A 20,041-nucleotide genomic window follows, 5' to 3' on the forward strand; every position below is an offset into this window, starting at 1 on the left:
CTGATAAAAATAATTAGGCGACCGGCTTACCGGCGCGAACAAAAATCGGTTTGGTCACGTTGACCGGCATTTCGCGGTTGCGGATCTGCACCACCGCCGTTTCGCCAATGCCCGCCGGCACGCGCGCCAGGGCAATACTGTAGCCGAGCGTCGGGGAGAAGGTTCCGCTGGTGATCACGCCTTCGCGATGATTGCCGTCAGCATCGGTGAAGCGCACCGGCAGCTCGCCGCGCAGCACGCCTTTTTCCTTCATCACCAGGCCAACCAGCTGTTCAGTGCCCTTCTCGCGCTGCATCTCCAGCGCTTCACGACCAATAAATTCACGGTCAGCCGGTTCCCACGCGATGGTCCAGCCCATGTTGGCCGCCAGCGGAGAGACGCCTTCGTCCATCTCCTGGCCGTAGAGGTTCATGCCCGCTTCCAGACGCAGCGTATCGCGCGCGCCCAGACCCGCAGGCTTCACGCCCGCCTCGACCAGGGCACGCCAGAAATCGGCGGCTTTCTCGTTCGGCATGGCAATTTCATAGCCCGCTTCACCGGTGTAGCCGGTGGTGGCGATAAACAGATCCCCCGCCTGCACGCCGAAGAACGGCTTCATCCCTTCGGTGGCGTTGCGCTGCTCGTCGCTGAACAGAGACGCGGCTTTCGCCTGGGCATTGGGTCCCTGCACGGCAATCAGCGACAGATCGTCACGAACGGTGATATCGATGGCGTAAGGTTCAGCGTGTTGGGAAATCCAGGAGAGGTCTTTTTCGCGAGTGGCGGAGTTTACAACGAGGCGGAAGAAATCTTCGGTGAAGTAGTAGACGATGAGGTCGTCAATCACGCCGCCCGATGCATTGAGCATGCCGGTATAAAGCGCTTTGCCCGGCGTCTTCAGTTTGGCGACGTCGTTTGCCAGCAGATAACGCAAAAACTCCCGGGTGCGGCTTCCGCGCAGGTCGACAATCGTCATGTGTGACACGTCGAACATACCGGCATCGGTGCGCACCGCGTGGTGCTCATCAATTTGCGAGCCGTAGTGCAGCGGCATCATCCAGCCGTGGAAGTCCACCATGCGGGCGCCGCATAACACGTGCTGTTCGTACAAAGGAGTCTGTTGAGCCATCTTTTCCTCGTTGAAAAATTCACCGTGAAACCCGGTGTCGGCCTCGCAATCGGTAGCCGACGCAAACGTTCTCTTTTACCTGAACTTACCACCGAACCCGGCGGTTAACCATAAGGTAAAGCGGGTCATCACATTAGCTTATGGCTAAAAAACGCAGGAAAGCGTACAGAGTATTTGACTGGGAAAATGCGATTAAACCCGCATAATATTAACAATGATCTAACAGGATTTAGCGGATGATGATATTTCGTGCGGAAAAACGGGCCGAATTTCCGTAACATAAAAACTGTAAGATTAGATTTTCTAATGCGAAAAATGGCGTGAAATTAGATTATTTCAAACGAGGAATTTTCCCCGGCGCAGAGGCCGGGAAAATAAAGTGTGACGGGGATCGAGATTAACGTAACCAGTCGGGCAGATCGTTGAGGCCCATTGCCTGACGGAGAAGCTGAGGCTTCACGCCGGGAAGAGTATCGGCAAGCTTGAGACCGATATCGCGCAGCAGTTTTTTCGCCGGGTTCGCCCCGGCAAACAGCTCGCGGAAGCCCTGCATGCCCGCCAGCATCATCGCCGCGCTGTGTTTGCGGCTGCGCTCGTAGCGACGCAGATACAGATGCTGTCCAATGTCTTTGCCTTCACGATGCAGACGACGCAGCTCTTCAACCAGCTCAGCCGCGTCCATAAAGCCGAGGTTAACCCCCTGCCCGGCCAGCGGATGAATGGTATGCGCCGCATCCCCCACCAGCGCCAGACGGTGCGCCGCGAACTGCCGCGCGTAGCGGCCCGTTAACGGAAACGCCCGGCGCTCGCTTTCAAGCGCGCACAGGCCCAGACGGTTATCAAACGCCACGCACAGTGCCTGACTGAAGGCGTCCGGCATCGCCTCCTGCATCTGCTGCTCTTTCTCCGGCTCTAAGGACCAGACGATGGAGCACAGATGCGGATCGGCAAGCGGCAGGAAGGCCAGAATGCCGTCGTTGTGGAAAATCTGGCGTGCGACGCCGCCGTGCGGCTCTTCGGTGCGGATTGTGGCAACCAGGGCGTGATGACGGTAATCCCAGAAGGTCAGCGGAATATCCGCTTTGTTACGCAGCCAGGAATTCGCGCCGTCGGCACCCACCACCAGACGCGCGGTCAGCATATCGCCGCTTTCAAGGGTGATAAACGCGTCGTTCTCGCCCCACGCCACCTGCTGAAGTTTCGCCGGCGCGATGAGAGTGACGTCGCTGCACTGCTGTGCTTTCTGCCACAGCGCGTAATGGATCACCGCGTTTTCAACGATGTGTCCAAGATGGCTGTAGCCCATGCTTTCATCGTCAAAGGCGATATGGCCAAAGCTGTCTTTATCCCACACCTCCATTCCGTGGTAGCAGCTTGCGCGCTGCGCCACGATCTCTGACCAGACGCCGAGGTGCGTCAGTAATTTTTCGCTGGCTGCGTTGATAGCCGAGACGCGCAGCTCCGGCGGGGCATCCTGCGCCACGGGCTGCGGCGCGTTTTGCTCAAGCACGGCCACGCGCAGGCCGCTGCCCTGTAAACCACAGGCCAGCGCCAGTCCTACCATTCCGCCGCCGACAATGGCGACATCAACATTTTGCACGGTGATTACTCCTTAACGCGCGACCCAACCCAGGGTCCGCTGCGCCAGCACGTCACGTGCCGGAATGAACAGTTCCATCGCCATCAGCCCGAGGTTGCGACCCGCAACCAGCGGCGCCCAGCGATTGGCAAACAGGTGGACTAAACCGTCGGTAACGCCAATGGTCGCCGCCTTGTCCGCCTGACGTCGTTTCTGGTAATGGCTCAGCACTGAGTATGCGCCACAATCCTGTTGTTCGCTCCACGTCCGGGCCAGGAGCTCGGCCAGACTCATCACGTCGCGCAGGCCAAGGTTGAAGCCTTGCCCGGCGATGGGGTGCAGCGTCTGCGCGGCGTTGCCGACCAGCGCGACGCGGTGGGAAACCGTCTGCGATGCGGTCGTCAGCGAGAGCGGATAGGCCACGCGCTTACCGGCGTGGGTGATACGTCCAAGCCGCCAGCCGAAAGCCTTTTGCAGCTCGGAACAAAAACGTTCATCGGACCAGGAGAGCACCTCGTCGGCGCGATCCTGCGCATGGCACCACACCAGCGAGCAGCGCCCGTTCGACATCGGCAGCATGGCCAGGGGGCCGTGCTCGGTGAAACGCTCAAAGGCCCTGCCGTTATGCGCGCCTGCCGTGGAAACGTTAGCGATAACCGCCACCTGACCATAGGGTTGAGCGCGCGACTCTACGCCGCACTGCGTGGCGATCGACGAGCGTGAACCATCCGCCGCCACCAGCAGTTGCCCCTCCAGCGTGGTGCCATTGTCCAGCGTCACGCTGACGGCCTCGTCGCTGCGGCTAAAGCTGGCGACGCGCGCCGGACAGTGCAGCGTGACGCCAGGGGCATCCTGTAACAGACGGAACAGCCGCAGCCCCACGTCATGCAGTTCAACGACCTGCCCCAGCGCCTCAATTCGGTAATCGTGGGCATCCAGCGTCACAAACCCGGCGTGGCCGCGATCGCTGACGTGAACGGTGCCGATGGCCGTCGCGCAGTCCGCTATCGCCTGCCAGATGCCAATGCGCGCAAGCTGCTGGCAGGTTCCCTGGGCCAGTGCGATGGCGCGGGCGTCGAAACCGGGATGATCGGCCGCCTGCGGCGCAACCGCCTCAACAAGATGCACCGGAAGCTGACCTTTGGTTAACTGCGAAATGGCCAGCGCCAGGGTAGCGCCGGTCATGCCTCCGCCAACGATGATCACGCTCATACGCGTGCCGCCGCCATCAGCGCCTCGATATCGTCGGCGTTTTTCACCACGGTCGCGGTCAGGTTTTCGTTGCCGGTTTCGGTGATGACGATGTCGTCTTCAATACGAATGCCGATCCCGCGGTACTGGTCCGGCACGTCCGCATCCGGCGCGATGTACAGCCCCGGCTCAACGGTCAGCACCATGCCAGGCTCCAGCACGCGCGAACGATCCGTACCGTATGCGCCCACGTCGTGTACGTCGAGCCCCAGCCAGTGGCTCAGGCCGTGCATAAAGTACGGGCGATGGGCGTTTTCAGCGATTAACGTGTCCACTTCGCCTTTCAGGATACCAAGCTTAACCAGCCCGCTAATCATGATGCGCACCACCTCGCCCGTCACGTCCTGGATAGAGGTGCCCGGACGGAACAGCGTCAGCGCGGTTTCAAGCGACTCCAGCACAATGTCATAGATTTCACGCTGCGCGGGCGTGAATTTGCCGTTCACCGGGAAGGTGCGCGTGATGTCGCCCGCATACCCCTGATATTCACAGCCGGCGTCAATCAGCACCAGATCGCCGTCGCGCAGCTCACTTTCGTTTTCGGTGTAGTGCAGAATGCAGCCGTTTTCCCCGCCGCCAACGATGGTGTTGTAGGACGGGAAGCGCGCGCCGTGGCGGTTAAATTCATGGTGAATTTCGCCTTCCAGCTGGTACTCGAACATACCGGGACGGCACTTTTCCATGGCGCGAGTATGTGCCAGGGCGCTAATTTCTCCCGCGCGGCGCATCACGTTGAGTTCTTCTTCTGACTTGAACAGACGCATCTCGTGCACCACCGGACGCCAGTCCGTCAGCGTAGCGGGCGCGGAGAGGTTCTGCCTGGAGCCTTTGCGCAGCTTGTCCAGCGCGGTAAACACAATCTCATCCGCATAGGCGTATTCGCCCTGTGCGTGGTAGAGCACGTCGAGACCGTTAAGCAGCTGGTAAAGCTGCTGGTTGATTTCGCTGAAGGCCAGCGCGCGGTCTACGCCCAGCTTTTCCGGCGCTGCCTCTTGCCCCAGGCGGCGGCCAAACCAGATTTCCGCGGTTAAATCGCGCACGCGGTTGAAGATCACGCTGTGGTTGTGGGTGTCATCGCTTTTAATCAGCACCAGCACCGCTTCCGGCTCGTTGAAGCCGGTGAAGTACCAGAAATCGCTGCTCTGTCGATAGGGGTATTCGCTGTCGGCGCTGCGCGTCACTTCCGGCGCGGCGAAAATCAGGGCGGCGCTACCCGGCTGCATTTTTGACAGCAGCGCCTGACGACGGCGAGAATACTCTTGATTCGAGATAACCATGACACCCTCCTGTGCGTTATTTTTCTTAATGTAAGGTTGGCTTACGAACTTCCGGCGCGGTCGGCTGCGAGCGCGTGAAGTTGTCGTGGCACAGCAGAGACGCCACGCGAACGTATTCGATAATCTCTTCGAGAGACATCTCCAGCTCTTCCTGATCTTCGTCTTCGTCGTAGCCAAGCTGCGCAATGTTACGCAGATCGTCGATCGCTTCACCCGCTTCGCCGGTCACTTTATCCAGTTTAGGCTGGGTGACGCCGAGGCCGAGCAGATAGTGATTTACCCAGCCCGCGAGCGCATCGGCGCGATCGAAGACGCTGACATCATCGCCTTCAGGCAGATAAAGCTGAAAAAGAAAGCCATCGTCTTCCAGGGAGTCGCTGGTCGCCGCATGCATTTTGCGCAGCGCTTCCGCCAGCTCGTGGCCAAACGCCAGCCCTTCGTTGGTGAGGTCGTGGATCAGCGGCTGCCAGGAGCTGTCGCTGTTTCCGCCGCACAATATGCCGCTGATCAGACCGTGCATTTCGGCAGGGGTTAAACCGACTCCCTGCTGGTTCAGTAACTGGTTTAAATCCTTGTAACCAGGCATTTCGTTCTGTATAGACATACGCATTCATCATCAAAGGGAGGATATTCATGATATGCTACCACTTTGGACCCTGGTGATACCAGAAAAGGGCTTGTATCTTCACATCAGGGTAGCTATAGTGTCGCCCCTTCGCAGCCCCCGGGGCAGTAAGCGAAGGCAGCGCAGTCAATCAGCAGGAAGGTGGCATGTCTGCACAACCCGTCGATCTCCAGATTTTTGGCCGTTCACTGCGAGTGAATTGTCCACCTGAACAAAGGGATGCCCTGAATCAGGCTGCGGACGATTTGAATCAGCGGTTGCAAGATCTAAAAGAACGCACTAGAGTCACAAATACTGAGCAGCTGGTTTTCATCGCCGCGTTGAACATCAGCTATGAACTGACTCAGGAAAAAGCGAAGACCCGCGATTACGCGGCCAGCATGGAGCAGCGCATTAAAATGCTCCAGCAGACCATAGAACAGGCGTTGCTTGATCAAGGTCGCAATCCCGAAAGACCGGGACCAAAGTTTGAATAACACTTCGCAGTTGACTATGGTAGAGTAACTGTGAAGACAAAATTTCTCTGAGATGTTTGCAAGCGGGCCAGTCCCCTGAGCCGATATTTCATACCACAAGAATGTGGCGCTCCATGGTTGGTGAGCATGCTCGGTTCGTCCGAGAAGCCTTAAAACTATGACGACACATTCACCTTGAACCAAGGGTTCAAGGGTTACAGCCTGCGGCGGCATCTCGGAGATTCCCTCTCTCTTCTTCTACCGACTACCATGACTCAATTCCCTGAAGTTTCTGCCTCACGCCAGGACATCCGTCAGCTCATTCGCCAGCGTCGTCGCGCCTTAAGCGCCGAACAACAGGCACACTTTGCCCAGCAGGCCGCCGCCCGCATGATGGCCTATCCGCCCGTAGTGATGGCAAACACCGTCGCGCTGTTTCTCTCGTTTGACGGCGAGCTGGACACCCAGCCGCTTATAGACCAGCTCTGGCGCGCCGGGAAAAAAGTGTACCTGCCGGTACTGCATCCGTTCAGCCGGGGCAATCTGCTGTTTCTGCACTACCATCCGCACAGCGAGCTGGTGGTGAATCGTCTGAAAATCACCGAACCCAAACTCGACGTGCGCGACGTGCTGCCGCTTTCTGAGCTGGACGTGCTGATTACGCCGCTGGTGGCGTTTGATGAACAGGGCCAGCGATTAGGTATGGGCGGGGGTTTCTATGACAGAACGCTGCAAAACTGGCAGCGCTACGGGTTGCAGCCGGTAGGATATGCGCATGATTGCCAGGCTGTAGAAGTGTTGCCTGTAGAGAAGTGGGATATTCCGCTGCCGGCGGTAGTGACGCCCAGCAAAACGTGGCTTTGGTAGCATAAAGCCGGGTGGCGGCTGCGCCTTACCCGGCCTACATAAAACCTCGGAATTTGTAGGTCGGGTAAGCGTACGCGCCACCCGACACCACAAACCGCACAACCATCGTAGGTCGGGTAAGCGTACGCGCCACCCGACATCACAAACCGCACAATCGTCGTAGGTCGGGTAAGGCGTAGCCGCCACCCGACACCACAAACCGCACAACCGTTGTAGGTCGGGTAAGCGTAAGCGCCACCCGACACCACAGACCGCACCATCAGTACAGCAGACGCGCGCGAATCGTCCCCGGAATGGTCTTCATGCTCTGCAACGCTTTCTCGGCGATGTCTTCATCCGCTTCAATATCAATCACCACGTAGCCCATCTGCGAGTTGGTTTGCAGGTACTGCGCGGCGATGTTAACGCCCTGCTCGGCAAAGATCTGGTTGATGGCAGTCAGCACGCCCGGACGGTTTTCGTGGATATGCAGCAGACGGCGACCGCCGTGCAGCGGCAGCGAGACTTCCGGGAAGTTCACCGCAGAGAGCGTTGAACCGTTGTCAGAATATTTGCTCAGCTTACCCGCCACTTCGAGGCCGATGTTCTCCTGCGCTTCCTGGGTCGAGCCGCCGATGTGCGGCGTCAGGATCACGTTGTCGAACTCGCACAGCGGAGAGGTAAACGGATCGCTGTTGGTAGCCGGCTCCGTCGGAAATACGTCGATAGCCGCTCCCGCCAGATGTTTACGCTTCAGCGCGTCGCACAGCGCAGGAATGTCAACTACCGTACCGCGCGCGGCGTTGATCAGCAGCGAGCCCGGCTTCATCAGCGCCAGCTCCTCCGCGCCCATCATGTTTTTGGTGGAGGCGTTTTCCGGCACGTGCAGGCTGACCACGTCGCTCATGTTCAGCAGGTCAGAAAGATGCTGCACCTGCGTCGCGTTACCCAGCGGCAGTTTGCTTTCGATATCGTAGAAAAATACGTGCATACCGAGGGATTCCGCCAGAATACCGAGCTGCGTACCGATATGGCCGTAACCGATAATCCCCAGCTTTTTACCACGCGCTTCGAAGGAGCCCGCGGCCAGCTTGTTCCACACCCCGCGGTGCGCTTTAGCGTTGGCTTCCGGAATGCCGCGAAGGAGCAGCAGCAGCTCGCCGATCACCAGCTCCGCTACGGAACGGGTGTTCGAGAACGGCGCGTTAAAGACCGGAATACCGCGCTTCGCGGCGGCGTTCAGATCAACCTGGTTGGTGCCGATGCAGAAACAGCCGATCGCCACCAGCTTTTCCGCCGCAGCAATAACGTCTTCAGTCAGTTGGGTACGGGATCGCAGGCCAATAAAATGGGCATCACGGATGGACGCTTTCAGCTCTTCGGAGTCCAGCGCGCCTTTGTGAAATTCGATGTTGGTGTAACCTGCCGCACGAAGGCTATCAAGCGCTTTCTGGTGCACGCCCTCGACCAGCAGGAATTTAATCTTGTCTTTCTCCAGTGATACCTTTGCCATTTACCCGACCCTGTTTTTTATCTGAACTGATGTTGTGCTGGATTGAAATCCCGTGCAGCCAACATATCAAAAAAAACTATTGCAGCAATATGAACGTTTGCGTCGGCACTCTGAAGAAAAGTCATACAGGGCAAAATGACAGAGGAAAATGCTGCGGATAATTGTGAACGTGGAAGGATCGGCAAATGAGGTGGAAAAACGTGACACAAGTCACCGAATTTAGCGCTTCAAAATTTTTTAGCGGGGGGAGCGCTCCCCCCGTCAGATCATTTTATGATGGTTTTCACGCCGTCAGCCGTGCCGATCAGCGCCACGTCCGCGCCGCGGTTGGCAAACAACCCTACGGTCACGACGCCCGGAATGCCGTTAATCGCATTTTCCAGCGCAACGGCATCGAGGATTTCGAGACCGTGAACGTCGAGGATGACGTTGCCGTTATCGGTCACCACACCCTGACGGTATTCCGGACGACCACCCAGCTTAACCAGCTGACGCGCTACGGCGCTGCGCGCCATCGGGATCACTTCAACCGGCAGCGGGAAATTCCCCAGAATATCGACCTGCTTGGAGGCGTCCGCGATGCAGATGAACTTGTCCGCTACTGACGCGATGATCTTTTCACGGGTCAGCGCCGCGCCGCCGCCTTTGATCATCTGCATGTGGCCGTTGATTTCATCCGCGCCATCAACGTAAATGCCCAGGCGGTCCACTTCGTTGAGGTCGAAAACGGTGATGCCAAGGCTCTTCAGCTTTTCCGTGGACGCATCGGAGCTGGAAACTGCGCCCTCGATCTGCCCCTTCATCGTGCCCAGTGCATCGATAAAGTGTGCCGCCGTCGACCCCGTACCTACCCCGACAATGGTACCCGGCTGTACGTACTGGAGAGCGGCCCATCCTACTGCTTTTTTCAGTTCATCCTGCGTCATGATCGTTTTGCCTGTGGTATGAAAACTCAGGGCGCATTATAGAACACGTCGAATGGATTTCGTCTGCCACGAAGGGAAAATTGTGTCATAGTGCAGATTAAGCAAAATTAAGGAGTCAGCCAGAGCAATGAAACGTCCGGACTACAGAACACTACAGGCACTTGATGCAGTTATTCGTGAACGCGGTTTTGAGCGCGCGGCGCAAAAGCTGTGCATCACCCAGTCCGCCGTATCACAACGTATCAAACAGCTTGAAAACATGTTCGGGCAGCCGCTGCTGGTGCGTACCGTGCCGCCGCGACCCACGGAGCAAGGGCAAAAGCTTCTCGCCCTGCTGCGCCAGGTTGAACTGCTGGAAGATGAGTGGCTGGGCGATGAACAGACCGGCTCTACGCCGCTGCTGCTGTCGCTGGCGGTGAACGCCGACAGTCTGGCAACATGGCTGCTGCCGGCCCTTGCGCCGGTGCTGGCCGACTCCCCAATCCGCCTGAACCTTCAGGTTGAAGACGAGACCCGCACTCAGGAGCGCCTGCGCCGTGGCGAAGTGGTTGGGGCGGTCAGTATTCAGCCTCAGGCCCTGCCAAGCTGTCTGGTGGATCAGCTGGGCGCGCTGGATTACCTGTTTGTCGGTTCAAAAGCCTTTGCGGAGCGCTACTTCCCGAACGGCGTGACCCGCGCCGCGCTGCTGAAAGCCCCTGCTGTCGCGTTCGACCATCTGGACGATATGCATCAGGCCTTCCTGCAACAAAACTTCGACCTGCCGCCGGGCAGCGTGCCGTGTCATATCGTTAACTCGTCCGAAGCCTTCGTACAGCTCGCGCGTCAGGGCACCACCTGCTGCATGATCCCGCATTTGCAGATTGAGAAAGAGTTAAAAAGCGGTGAGCTGATTGATTTAACGCCGGGGCTGTATCAGCGCCGGATGCTGTACTGGCACCGTTTTGCGCCGGAAAGCCGCATGATGCGCAACGTCACGGATGCGCTGCTGGCGTTTGGGCATAAGGTGTTGAGACAGGATTAAAAAAGAAAAGCCGGGTAGCGGCTACGCCTTACCCGGCCTACGGATTACTGAGCTGGCTTTTCAGTTGGCTCAAGCTGGAACACCACATCAACCTGATCGTCGAACTGAATGGTTGGCTGCTCGTAGGTTTCCTGAGCAGAAACCGGCGCGGCGTCTGCCTTCATCATCCGCACCATCGGGCTTGGCTGGTAGTTAGAGACGTGGTAACGCACGCTGTAAACCGGGCCGAGCTTGCTCTTGAAGCCGGATGCCAGCTGTTCAGCCTGATGAATGGCATCATTAATTGCCGCTTTACGCGCTTCGTCTTTATATTTCTCCGGTTGCGCAACGCCCAGCGAGACGGAACGGATTTCGTTCAGGCCTGCCTTCAGCGCACCATCCAGCAGCGAGTTGAGCTTATCGAGCTGGCGCAACGTCACTTCAACAGTACGCACGGCGCGATAGCCTTTCAGGATGCTTTTACCGTTCTGATAGTCGTAATCCGGTTGAGTACGCAGGTTCGCAGAGCTGATATCTTTTTTCGCGATACCGTTCTGTTCCAGGAAAGAGAGGTATTGCGCAACACGATCGTCTGCCTGTTTCTTGGCGGAAGCCGCATCTTTCGCCGCGACGTTCACTTCAATTGCCAGGGTTGCAACATCCGGAACCGCATCCACGCTTGCGGTGCCTGAAGTGACAATGTGCGGGCCGTTTGGCAGTTCATTCGCCTGCACCGACACCGAACCTAAACTTACTAATGCCGCCAGGGCCATCACCTTAAACTTCACTGTCATTCCTCCATGTTGCGAAGAGTGCCCCATCAACAGGGCTCATGCCAGCAAGCTTAGCGGCTCCTGCTCAGATGTCCATAAGACAAACGCTTAGTTGAACAATCCCTGTACGTGATGAATGCCCTCTTTCGCCAGCTGGAAGGCAATAAACCACATCACCAGCCCCACCAGCGTATTGATAATGCGCTGCGCTTTGGCGGTACGCAGTCGTGGTGCCAGCCACGCCGCCAGGATCGCCAGACCGAAGAACCAGAGGAAGGAGGCGCTGACCGTGCCCAGCGCAAACCAGCGCTTCGGCTCAACGTCCAGCTGGCCGCCCAGGCTGCCCAGCACCACAAACGTATCAAGGTAAACGTGCGGGTTAAGCCAGGTCACGGCGAGCATGGTGACGATAATCTTCCAGCGCCCCTGCTTCATCACTTCGGCGCTCGCCAGCTCAAGATTACTGCTCATGGCCGTTCTCAGGGCACCGAATCCGTACCAGAGCAGAAACGCCACGCCGCCCCAGGTAACCAGCGCAAGCAGCCACGGCGACTGCATCAGCAGCGCGCTGCCGCCAAAAATTCCGGCGCAAATCAGCAGCAGATCGCTCACCGCACACAGCAGAGCAATCATCAGGTGGTACTGGCGGCGAATGCCCTGGTTCATCACGAACGCATTTTGCGGGCCGAGGGGGAGGATCATGGCTGCGCCTAACGCAAGCCCCTGAAAATAATAAGATAACATGACGTAATTCTCACAAAGTTGTCCTGGAGGCAGACTATACTGCGGGAATGTCATTAGAGGAAATGGATAATATTAATCGGGGATTAGTGAAGCTAATAACAAAAAAGCCCGGTGGCGCTAACGCTTACCGGGCCTACTGGTAAAGTTACTCTGCTTCTTTGACTTTTTTGACGTTGACGTCCATCTGCGGGTACGGGAAGCTGATGCCGTTGGCATCGAAATCGCGCTTGATACGCTCCAGCACGTCCCAGTAAACGTTTTGCAGATCGCTGCTTTTGCTCCAGATGCGTACCACAAAATTAATGGATGACGCGCCCAGCTCGTTCAGACGAACGGTCTGCTCGCGGTCCTTCAGAATGCGGTCGTCAGAATCAATGATGTTAGCGATCAGCGATTTCACCTGGTCGATATCGGAATCGTACGCCACGCTGATGATCAGCTCGTTACGACGCACCGGCTCGCGGGAGAAGTTAATGATATTGCCCGCAATGATTTTCCCGTTCGGTACCACAACAATACGACCGTCGACGGTACGCAGGGTGGTAGAGAAAATCTGTACCTGCAACACGGTACCGGCGATGCCGCCTAAATCCACATATTCACCGGAACGGAACGGACGGAAGGTCACCAGCAGTACGCCCGCCGCCAGGTTTGAAAGCGAACCCTGCAATGCCAGACCAATGGCCAGACCGGCAGCACCGAGTACGGCGATGACGGATGCCGTCTGCACGCCGACGCGCCCCAGCGCGGCAATCAGCGTAAAGGCGATGATGCCGTAGCGCACCAGCGCGGAGAGGAAATCGGCGACCGTGGCGTCAATGTGTCGAGAGACCATCACCCGGTTGACAGCGTTCGAGACGATACGCGCCACGATCATCCCGACGATGATAATGGCAATAGCGGCAACAATATTCACGGCGTAGCTCAGCAGTAGCGCCTGGTTACGCACCAGCCAGTTACCCGCGTTATTGATGCTGTCTACAACATCAAGTTGTTCCATTTATTCTTCCTTTTGCTAAACCAAAACACAAAATCTATCCCTTGAGGGGACAGGCAGGTCAGTAAAGGGTAAACAAAAAGCGCAGGTATTGCCAAGCAGATCACAAAAACAGGTATTGCAGGATATTGAAAAAGCATAAAAAAAGGCCCGCGTTTGCGGGCCTTCTGATGCTGTTAGCGGATCAAATTACAGAACGTCGATCGCGTTCAGTTCTTTGAATGCCTGCTCCAGACGCGTCACCATGGACGTCTGCGCAGCGCGCAGCCATACGCGTGGATCGTAGTATTTCTTGTTCGGCTGGTCTTCGCCTTTCGGGTTGCCCAGCTGGCCTTGCAGGTAAGCTTCGTTGGTTTTGTAGTATTGCAGGATACCGTCCCAGGTTGCCCATTGGGTGTCAGTATCGATGTTCATTTTCACTACGCCGTAGCTTACGGAATCTTTGATTTCCTGAGCAGAAGAACCGGAACCGCCGTGGAAGACGAAGTTCAGGCTGTTGTGCGGCAGGTTGTGTTTCCTGGAAACGTATTCCTGAGAATCGCGCAGGATGGTTGGGGTCAGAACCACGTTACCTGGCTTATAAACGCCGTGCACGTTACCGAAGGACGCTGCGATGGTGAAGCGCGGGCTGATTTTGCTCAGCTCGGTGTAAGCGTAATCAACGTCTTCTGGCTGGGTGTACAGTGCAGAAGCGTCCATGTGGCTGTTGTCCACGCCGTCTTCTTCACCGCCGGTGCAGCCCAGTTCGATTTCCAGGGTCATGCCCATTTTGGACATACGCGCCAGGTACTTAGAGCAGATCTCGATGTTTTCTTCCAGAGACTCTTCGGACAGGTCGATCATGTGAGAAGAGAACAGTGGCTTACCGGTTGCCGCGAAGTGTTTTTCACCCGCGTCCAGCAGACCGTCGATCCACGGCAGCAGTTTCTTCGCGCAGTGGTCAGTGTGCAGGATAACTGGAACACCGTAATGCTCAGCCATCTGGTGAACGTGGTGCGCACCAGAGATAGCGCCCAGGATAGCAGCACCCTGAGGAACGTCAGTTTTCACGCCTTTACCCGCGATGAACGCAGCGCCGCCGTTGGAGAACTGAACGATAACCGGTGCTTTAACTTTTGCAGCGGTTTCCAGTACGGCGTTGATGGAGTCGGTACCTACGCAGTTAACTGCTGGCAGAGCGAAGTTGTTTTCTTTAGCTACCTGGAACACTTTCTGTACGTCATCACCAGTGATAACGCCAGGTTTTACGAAATCAAAAATTTTAGACATGTTGCTTAGTCCTGTATCTTCGGCCGTTAGAAAAGGTGCGAGCTCTGATAAGCGCGCTGAAAATTGGGCAGGTTTCCCTGCCCCTGAATGGCTTACTTCTTAGCGCGCTCTTCGAGCATTGCTACTGCTGGCAGTACTTTGCCTTCCACGAATTCGAGGAATGCGCCGCCACCAGTGGAGATGTAGGAGATCTTGTCAGCGATACCGAACAGGTCGATAGCTGCCAGGGTGTCACCACCGCCTGCGATAGAGAACGCTTCGCTGTCTGCGATAGCGTTAGCAACGATTTCAGTCCCTTTGCGGAAGTTCGGGAATTCGAACACGCCGACTGGACCGTTCCACAGGATAGTTTTTGCGTTTTTCAGGATTTCAGCCAGTTTCTGTGCAGAAACGTCGCCCAGGTCCAGAATCTGCTCTTCATCTTTGATGTCGTTAACAGATTTCAGGGTCGCGGTAGCGGTTTCGGAGAACTCGGTTGCCACGCGAACGTCAGTTGGAACCGGGATATCGCAGGTGCCCAGCAGGCGTTTGGCTTCGTCAACCAGGTCTGCTTCATACAGGGATTTACCCACGTTGTGGCCCTGAGCGGCAACGAAGGTGTTCGCGATACCACCGCCAACGATCAGCTGGTCAGCGATTTTGGACAGGGAATCCAGTACGGTCAGTTTAGTAGACACTTTAGAACCACCAACGATAGCAACCATTGGACGAGCAGGTTCTTTCAGTGCTTTACCCAGTGCTTCCAGTTCGTCAGCCAGCAGCGGACCTGCACACGCAACGTCTGCAAATTTACCGATACCGTGGGTAGATGCCTGCGCACGGTGAGCCGTACCGAATGCATCCATCACGAACACGTCGCACAGTGCAGCGTATTTTTTGGACAGGGTTTCGTCGTCTTTCTTTTCGCCTTTGTTGAAGCGAACGTTTTCCAGAACAACCAGCTCACCTTCGGCAACGTCTACGCCGTCCAGGTAATCTTTCACCAGGCGAACCGGGTTGGACAGTTTGTCTTTCAGGTAATTAACAACCGGCAGCAGAGAGAACTCTTCGTTGTACTCGCCTTCAGTTGGACGGCCCAGGTGGGAGGTGACCATCACTTTAGCGCCCTGCTTCAGAGCCAGTTCAATGGTTGGCAGAGATGCACGAATACGCGCGTCGCTGGTCACTTTGCCATCTTTAACCGGTACGTTCAGATCGGCACGGATGAAAACGCGTTTACCTGCCAGATCCAGATCGGTCATCTTAATTACAGACATGGTGAATCCTCTCGTTGATTCTTAAAGTTTTGCAAGCGCAAGGTGCGCTCTACCTGAAACCTTTTGCGGCCATGGCTAACGTGGTGTCGAGCATTCGGTTAGCAAAGCCCCATTCGTTATCACACCAGACCAGCGTCTTGATAAGGTGCGCACCACTGACTCGCGTCTGCGTGCCATCCACGATGGCGCTGTGCGGGTCGTGGTTAAAATCTACTGAGACCAACGGTAATTCCGTATAGTCAACTATACCATGAAATGCTCCCTGTGCCGCTTTTTGCAGCAACAGGTTGACTTCACAGGCTTTTACCGGTTTTTTTACCGTCACGCTAAGATCGATTGCGGTGACGTTTATCGTCGGAACACGCACGGCAATCGCTTCGAAACGGTCGTTAAACTGCGGGAAAATACGGGTGATCCCCGCAGCCAGTTTCGTATCCACCGGAATAATGGACTGGCTCGCCGCGCGAGTGCGTCGTAAATCCGGATGATAGGCGTCGATAACCTGCTGATCGTGCATGGCGGAGTGAATCGTGGTCACGGTGCCTGATTCAATGCCGTACGCATCGTCTAACAGTTTAATGACCGGAATAATGCAGTTGGTGGTGCAGGAGGCGTTGGAGACAATGCGGTGTTCAGCGTGCAGCTCGTGCTGGTTGACGCCAAACACGACGGTGGCGTCGAGGTCGTGACTGCCGGGATGGGAGAACAGGACTTTTTTCGCACCGGCCTTCAGATGCGCTTCGCCATGTTCGCGGTTACCGTACACGCCGGTACAGTCCAGGACCACATCCACACCCAGTTCGCGCCAGGGCAGCCCTTCAATACTGTTCTCATGCAGCACGCGGATTGCATCGTCACCGACGAACAGCTGTTCCCTTTCCTGGCGAACGTCCCAGGCAAAGCGGCCGTGGCTGGTGTCATATTTCAATAAATGCGCCATGCCCGCAGCATCCGCCAGTTCATTGATTGCCACCACGGTGATTTCCGCACGACGCCCGGATTCATATAATGCACGAACCACGTTGCGCCCGATGCGACCGAAGCCATTAATCGCTACGCGTACGGTCATAGATCTCCTGCAAAGCTATCCCTGAGTTTGAGGTGGCTGAAAGAGTAATCCAGCGACGCCCGAAGGGGAATCCTTGCTGTCACAAACTGCGATCGATTGGTCAATTGTCGAACATTTAATCGACTGAAACGCTTCAGCAAGAATAAGCGAATCGCGGAATAAAAGGAATGGTTGTCCAGATGAATAAGCGAGCTATATGACTTGCGTCACATTTCTGGTGGAATAATGTCTACAAAAAAGCCGGGTGATGCTTACGCGTACCCGGCTTACGTTTTGTGCCATTTGTAGGCCCGGTAAGCGTAAGCGCCACCGGGCAAAACAGCAATTACAGCAGTTCTTTCGCCTTCGCGACAACGTTCTCAACGGTGAAGCCGAACTCTTCAAACAGCTGCTCAGCCGGTGCAGACTCACCGAAGGTGGTCATACCGACGATAGCACCGTTCAGGCCCACGTATTTGAACCAGTAGTCAGCGATACCCGCTTCCACCGCCACGCGAGCGGAAACCGCTTTAGGCAGTACGGATTCACGGTAAGCCGCATCCTGCTTGTCGAACGCATCGGTAGACGGCATAGAGACCACGCGCGCCTTCACGCCTTCGGCAGTCAGTTTTTCCCATGCTGCAACAGCCAGTTCAACTTCAGAACCGGTCGCGATGAAGATCAGCTCAGGCTGGCCCGCGCAATCTTTCAGCACGTAGCCACCGCGCGCGATGTTCGCCAGCTGCTCTGGGGTACGCTCCTGCTGCGCCAGGTTCTGACGGGAGAGGATCAGCGCGGTCGGGCCGTCCTGACGCTCAACGCCGTATTTCCACGCCACCGCAGATTCAACCTGGTCACATGGACGCCATGTGCTCATGTTCGGGGTCACGCGCAGGGAAGCTACCTGCTCTACCGGCTGGTGAGTTGGACCATCTTCGCCCAGACCGATGGAGTCGTGGGTGTAGACCATCACCTGACGCTGTTTCATCAGCGCTGCCATACGCACGGCGTTACGTGCATATTCCACGAACATCAGGAAGGTAGAGGTGTACGGCAGGAAACCACCGTGCAGGGAGATACCGTTCGCGATAGCGGTCATACCGAATTCACGTACACCGTAATGGATGTAGTTACCGGCAGCATCTTCGTTGATTGGCTTAGATCCAGACCACAGGGTCAGGTTAGATGGCGCCAGGTCAGCGGAACCGCCGAGGAATTCTGGAAGCCATGGACCAAACGCTTCGATCGCATTCTGAGACGCTTTACGGCTGGCGATTTTAGACGGGTTCGCCTGCAATTTCGCAATGAACTCGTTCGCTTTCGCGTCGAAATCAGACGGCATGTCGCCTTTCATACGACGGGTGAACTCGGCTGCTTCCTGCGGGAAGGCTTTTGCGTAAGCCGCAAACTTCTCGTTCCAGGCCGCTTCTTTCGCCTGACCCACTTCTTTCGCATCCCACTGAGCATAGATCTCAGACGGGATTTCGAAGGCTGGGTGTTTCCAGCCAAGCGCTTCACGGGTCAGTGCGATTTCCGCGTCGCCCAGCGGTGCGCCGTGGGAGTCATGGGTGCCCGCTTTGTTCGGAGAGCCGAAGCCGATGATGGTTTTGCACATCAGCAGGGACGGTTTGTCGGTCACGGCGCGCGCTTCTTCTACTGCACGTTTAATCGAGTCAGCATCGTGGCCATCAACGCCACGCACAACGTGCCAGCCGTAGGCTTCGAAACGTGCAGCGGTGTCGTCAGTGAACCAGCCTTCAACGTGACCGTCGATGGAGATGCCGTTGTCGTCGTAGAACGCAACCAGTTTACCCAGTTTCAGGGTACCTGCCAGGGAGCACACTTCGTGAGAAATGCCTTCCATCATGCAGCCGTCGCCCAGGAACGCGTAGGTGAAGTGGTCAACGATGTCGTGGCCCGGACGGTTGAACTGTGCCGCCAGGGTCTTCTCAGCAATCGCCATACCCACTGCGTTCGCAATGCCCTGACCCAGCGGGCCGGTGGTGGTTTCAACGCCTGCGGTGTAGCCCACTTCCGGGTGACCTGGAGTTTTGGAGTGCAGCTGACGGAAGTTTTTCAGCTCTTCGATTGGCAGATCGTAGCCGGTGAGGTGCAGCAGGCTGTAGATCAGCATAGAGCCGTGGCCGTTAGACAGCACGAAACGGTCGCGGTCTGCCCATGCCGGGTTCTGTGGGTTGTGGTTAAGGAAATCACGCCACAGGACTTCGGCGATGTCAGCCATGCCCATTGGGGCACCCGGATGGCCGGATTTGGCTTTCTGTACTGCGTCCATGCTCAGCGCACGAATAGCATTAGCAAGCTCTTTACGTGAGGACATTTTAACTCCAGATCGGACTGTTAAAGGCCATGCCCTTGACGACAGCGCGTTTTGGGCTACGCCGGAAAAAAGTGCCAACAATGTAACCCAAGCCGCAGGGCATGTACATGGAGCATTCTTTTGCAGCTTAAGAAATCTCTGGATCATGCTCGCATGTTGCGCAATCTGCTCGCCCGCCCCTGTAGATATTCCTTATACTTAGCCCGACACCGGCTTCGTTGACGGTGCATTTTTCAGAATTAATTCAGATTAACGAGTACGGAAGCGACATCATGAAAATGCGTGCAATTGGGCTGGCTGTAGGAACAACGCTCCTGCTAAGCGGCTGTCAGAATATGGATTCTAACGGCCTGATGACCTCAGGCGCAGAAGCTTTTCAGGCCTACTCTCTGAGCGATGCGCAGGTCAAAGCGCTGAGCGACGAGGCCTGTAAGGATATGGATGGAAAAGCTACGCTTGCCCCGGCAAACAGCACCTACACGCAGCGTCTGAACAAGATTGCTTCCGCGCTGGGCGACAACATTAATGGCCAGCCGGTGAACTATAAGGTGTACATGGCGAAAGACGTCAACGCCTTCGCGATGGCCAACGGCTGTATCCGCGTTTACAGCGGCCTGATGGACATGATGACCGACAACGAAGTGGAAGCGGTGATCGGCCATGAAATGGGCCACGTAGCCCTGGGCCACGTGAAGAAAGGGATGCAGGTTGCGCTGGGCACCAACGCCGTGCGCGCCGCGGCAGCCTCTGCGGGCGGTATTGTCGGCAGCCTGTCCCAGTCGCAGCTTGGCGACGTCGGCGAGAAACTGGTGAACTCCCAGTTCTCCCAGCGTCAGGAGTCTGAAGCGGATGACTACTCTTACGATCTGTTGCGCAAACGCGGCATCAATCCATCGGGTTTAGCCACCAGCTTCGAGAAACTGGCGAAGCTGGAAGAAGGCCGTCAGAGCTCCATGTTTGACGACCACCCGGCCTCCGTTGAACGCGCGCAGCATATCCGCGACCGCATGGCGGCTGACGGTATTAAATAACGGCA

The 20,041-nt window shown here is 56.5% G+C and carries 18 protein-coding genes and 1 other RNA gene; 5 read left to right on the plus strand and 14 right to left on the minus strand.

Going from position 1 to position 20,041, the window contains the following annotated elements; genetic code table 11:
- Nucleotides 1-13: 13 nt before the first annotated feature.
- The 5 genes from gcvT to DBR02_RS05835 all read right to left on the minus strand — a co-directional run bounded on the left by gcvT (nucleotide 14) and on the right by DBR02_RS05835 (nucleotide 5,819).
- Complete coding sequence (gene gcvT, locus DBR02_RS05815) at nucleotides 14-1,108, minus strand: glycine cleavage system aminomethyltransferase GcvT (RefSeq protein ID WP_063867877.1); 1,095 nt, start codon at nucleotides 1,106-1,108, stop codon at nucleotides 14-16.
- A gap of 397 nt (nucleotides 1,109-1,505) precedes the next feature.
- A complete protein-coding gene (gene ubiI, locus DBR02_RS05820) occupies nucleotides 1,506-2,708 on the minus strand; it encodes an FAD-dependent 2-octaprenylphenol hydroxylase (protein ID WP_107533689.1) in 1,203 nt (400 codons plus the stop codon).
- A 12-nt stretch (nucleotides 2,709-2,720) separates the two neighbouring features.
- A complete protein-coding gene (gene ubiH, locus DBR02_RS05825) occupies nucleotides 2,721-3,899 on the minus strand; it encodes a 2-octaprenyl-6-methoxyphenyl hydroxylase (RefSeq protein ID WP_107533691.1) in 1,179 nt (392 codons plus the stop codon).
- Entirely contained in the window at nucleotides 3,896-5,209 is a 1,314-nt protein-coding gene (gene pepP / locus DBR02_RS05830) for a Xaa-Pro aminopeptidase (protein ID WP_107535620.1), read from the minus strand. The genes ubiH and pepP overlap by 4 nt, the downstream gene beginning before the upstream one ends.
- 31 nt (nucleotides 5,210-5,240) lie before the next feature.
- Nucleotides 5,241-5,819: a YecA/YgfB family protein gene (locus DBR02_RS05835; RefSeq protein WP_003860099.1), complete on the minus strand. Its 579-nt coding sequence runs from the start codon at nucleotides 5,817-5,819 to the stop codon at nucleotides 5,241-5,243.
- A 167-nt stretch (nucleotides 5,820-5,986) separates the two neighbouring features.
- Here DBR02_RS05835 and zapA point away from each other — a divergent pair, with 167 nt between their 5' ends.
- From zapA to DBR02_RS05855, 3 genes are all read left to right on the plus strand, one after another.
- Entirely contained in the window at nucleotides 5,987-6,316 is a 330-nt protein-coding gene (gene zapA / locus DBR02_RS05845) for a cell division protein ZapA (protein ID WP_006811891.1), read from the plus strand.
- A gap of 41 nt (nucleotides 6,317-6,357) precedes the next feature.
- Nucleotides 6,358-6,541, plus strand: a non-coding RNA gene (gene ssrS / locus DBR02_RS05850) — 6S RNA.
- A gap of 24 nt (nucleotides 6,542-6,565) precedes the next feature.
- Complete coding sequence (locus tag DBR02_RS05855) at nucleotides 6,566-7,162, plus strand: 5-formyltetrahydrofolate cyclo-ligase (RefSeq protein WP_107533693.1); 597 nt, start codon at nucleotides 6,566-6,568, stop codon at nucleotides 7,160-7,162.
- A gap of 259 nt (nucleotides 7,163-7,421) precedes the next feature.
- Here the strand turns inward: DBR02_RS05855 and serA are convergent, their stop codons facing one another.
- Nucleotides 7,422-8,654: a phosphoglycerate dehydrogenase gene (gene serA / locus DBR02_RS05860; protein ID WP_063452002.1), complete on the minus strand. Its 1,233-nt coding sequence runs from the start codon at nucleotides 8,652-8,654 to the stop codon at nucleotides 7,422-7,424.
- 266 nt (nucleotides 8,655-8,920) lie between these two features.
- Nucleotides 8,921-9,580, minus strand: coding sequence for a ribose-5-phosphate isomerase RpiA (gene rpiA, locus DBR02_RS05870; RefSeq protein WP_063867870.1), 660 nt, complete (start codon nucleotides 9,578-9,580; stop codon nucleotides 8,921-8,923).
- A gap of 127 nt (nucleotides 9,581-9,707) precedes the next feature.
- Between rpiA and argP the strand changes: the two genes are divergently transcribed.
- Nucleotides 9,708-10,601: a DNA-binding transcriptional regulator ArgP gene (gene argP / locus DBR02_RS05875; RefSeq protein WP_003860089.1), complete on the plus strand. Its 894-nt coding sequence runs from the start codon at nucleotides 9,708-9,710 to the stop codon at nucleotides 10,599-10,601.
- 44 nt (nucleotides 10,602-10,645) lie between these two features.
- Here argP and DBR02_RS05880 read toward each other — a convergent pair whose 3' ends face one another.
- The 7 genes from DBR02_RS05880 to tkt form a co-directional block, all read right to left on the minus strand.
- On the minus strand, nucleotides 10,646-11,368 hold the full coding sequence (locus tag DBR02_RS05880; RefSeq protein WP_063867868.1) for an oxidative stress defense protein: 723 nt from the start codon (nucleotides 11,366-11,368) through the stop codon (nucleotides 10,646-10,648).
- A gap of 93 nt (nucleotides 11,369-11,461) precedes the next feature.
- Nucleotides 11,462-12,097, minus strand: coding sequence for an arginine exporter ArgO (gene argO, locus DBR02_RS05885; protein ID WP_063867866.1), 636 nt, complete (start codon nucleotides 12,095-12,097; stop codon nucleotides 11,462-11,464).
- Between the two features lie 145 nt (nucleotides 12,098-12,242).
- Nucleotides 12,243-13,097, minus strand: coding sequence for a small-conductance mechanosensitive channel MscS (mscS, locus tag DBR02_RS05890; protein ID WP_063452005.1), 855 nt, complete (start codon nucleotides 13,095-13,097; stop codon nucleotides 12,243-12,245).
- Nucleotides 13,098-13,283: 186 nt separating this feature from the next.
- Entirely contained in the window at nucleotides 13,284-14,363 is a 1,080-nt protein-coding gene (fbaA, locus tag DBR02_RS05895; RefSeq protein WP_063452006.1) for a class II fructose-bisphosphate aldolase, read from the minus strand.
- Between the two features lie 92 nt (nucleotides 14,364-14,455).
- On the minus strand, nucleotides 14,456-15,619 hold the full coding sequence (gene pgk / locus DBR02_RS05900; RefSeq protein WP_028014337.1) for a phosphoglycerate kinase: 1,164 nt from the start codon (nucleotides 15,617-15,619) through the stop codon (nucleotides 14,456-14,458).
- 49 nt (nucleotides 15,620-15,668) lie between these two features.
- Nucleotides 15,669-16,688, minus strand: a complete 1,020-nt coding sequence (gene epd / locus DBR02_RS05905) for an erythrose-4-phosphate dehydrogenase (RefSeq protein ID WP_063452007.1) — start codon at nucleotides 16,686-16,688, stop codon at nucleotides 15,669-15,671.
- Nucleotides 16,689-17,013: 325 nt separating this feature from the next.
- Nucleotides 17,014-19,005, minus strand: a complete 1,992-nt coding sequence (gene tkt / locus DBR02_RS05910) for a transketolase (RefSeq protein WP_063867863.1) — start codon at nucleotides 19,003-19,005, stop codon at nucleotides 17,014-17,016.
- Nucleotides 19,006-19,277: 272 nt separating this feature from the next.
- Between tkt and DBR02_RS05915 the strand changes: the two genes are divergently transcribed.
- Entirely contained in the window at nucleotides 19,278-20,036 is a 759-nt protein-coding gene (locus DBR02_RS05915; RefSeq protein ID WP_003860073.1) for a M48 family metallopeptidase, read from the plus strand.
- The last annotated feature ends 5 nt before the right edge of the window (nucleotides 20,037-20,041 follow it).

This window comes from Enterobacter cloacae complex sp. (genome assembly GCF_900322725.1).
Lineage (GTDB): Bacteria > Pseudomonadota > Gammaproteobacteria > Enterobacterales > Enterobacteriaceae > Enterobacter > Enterobacter quasihormaechei.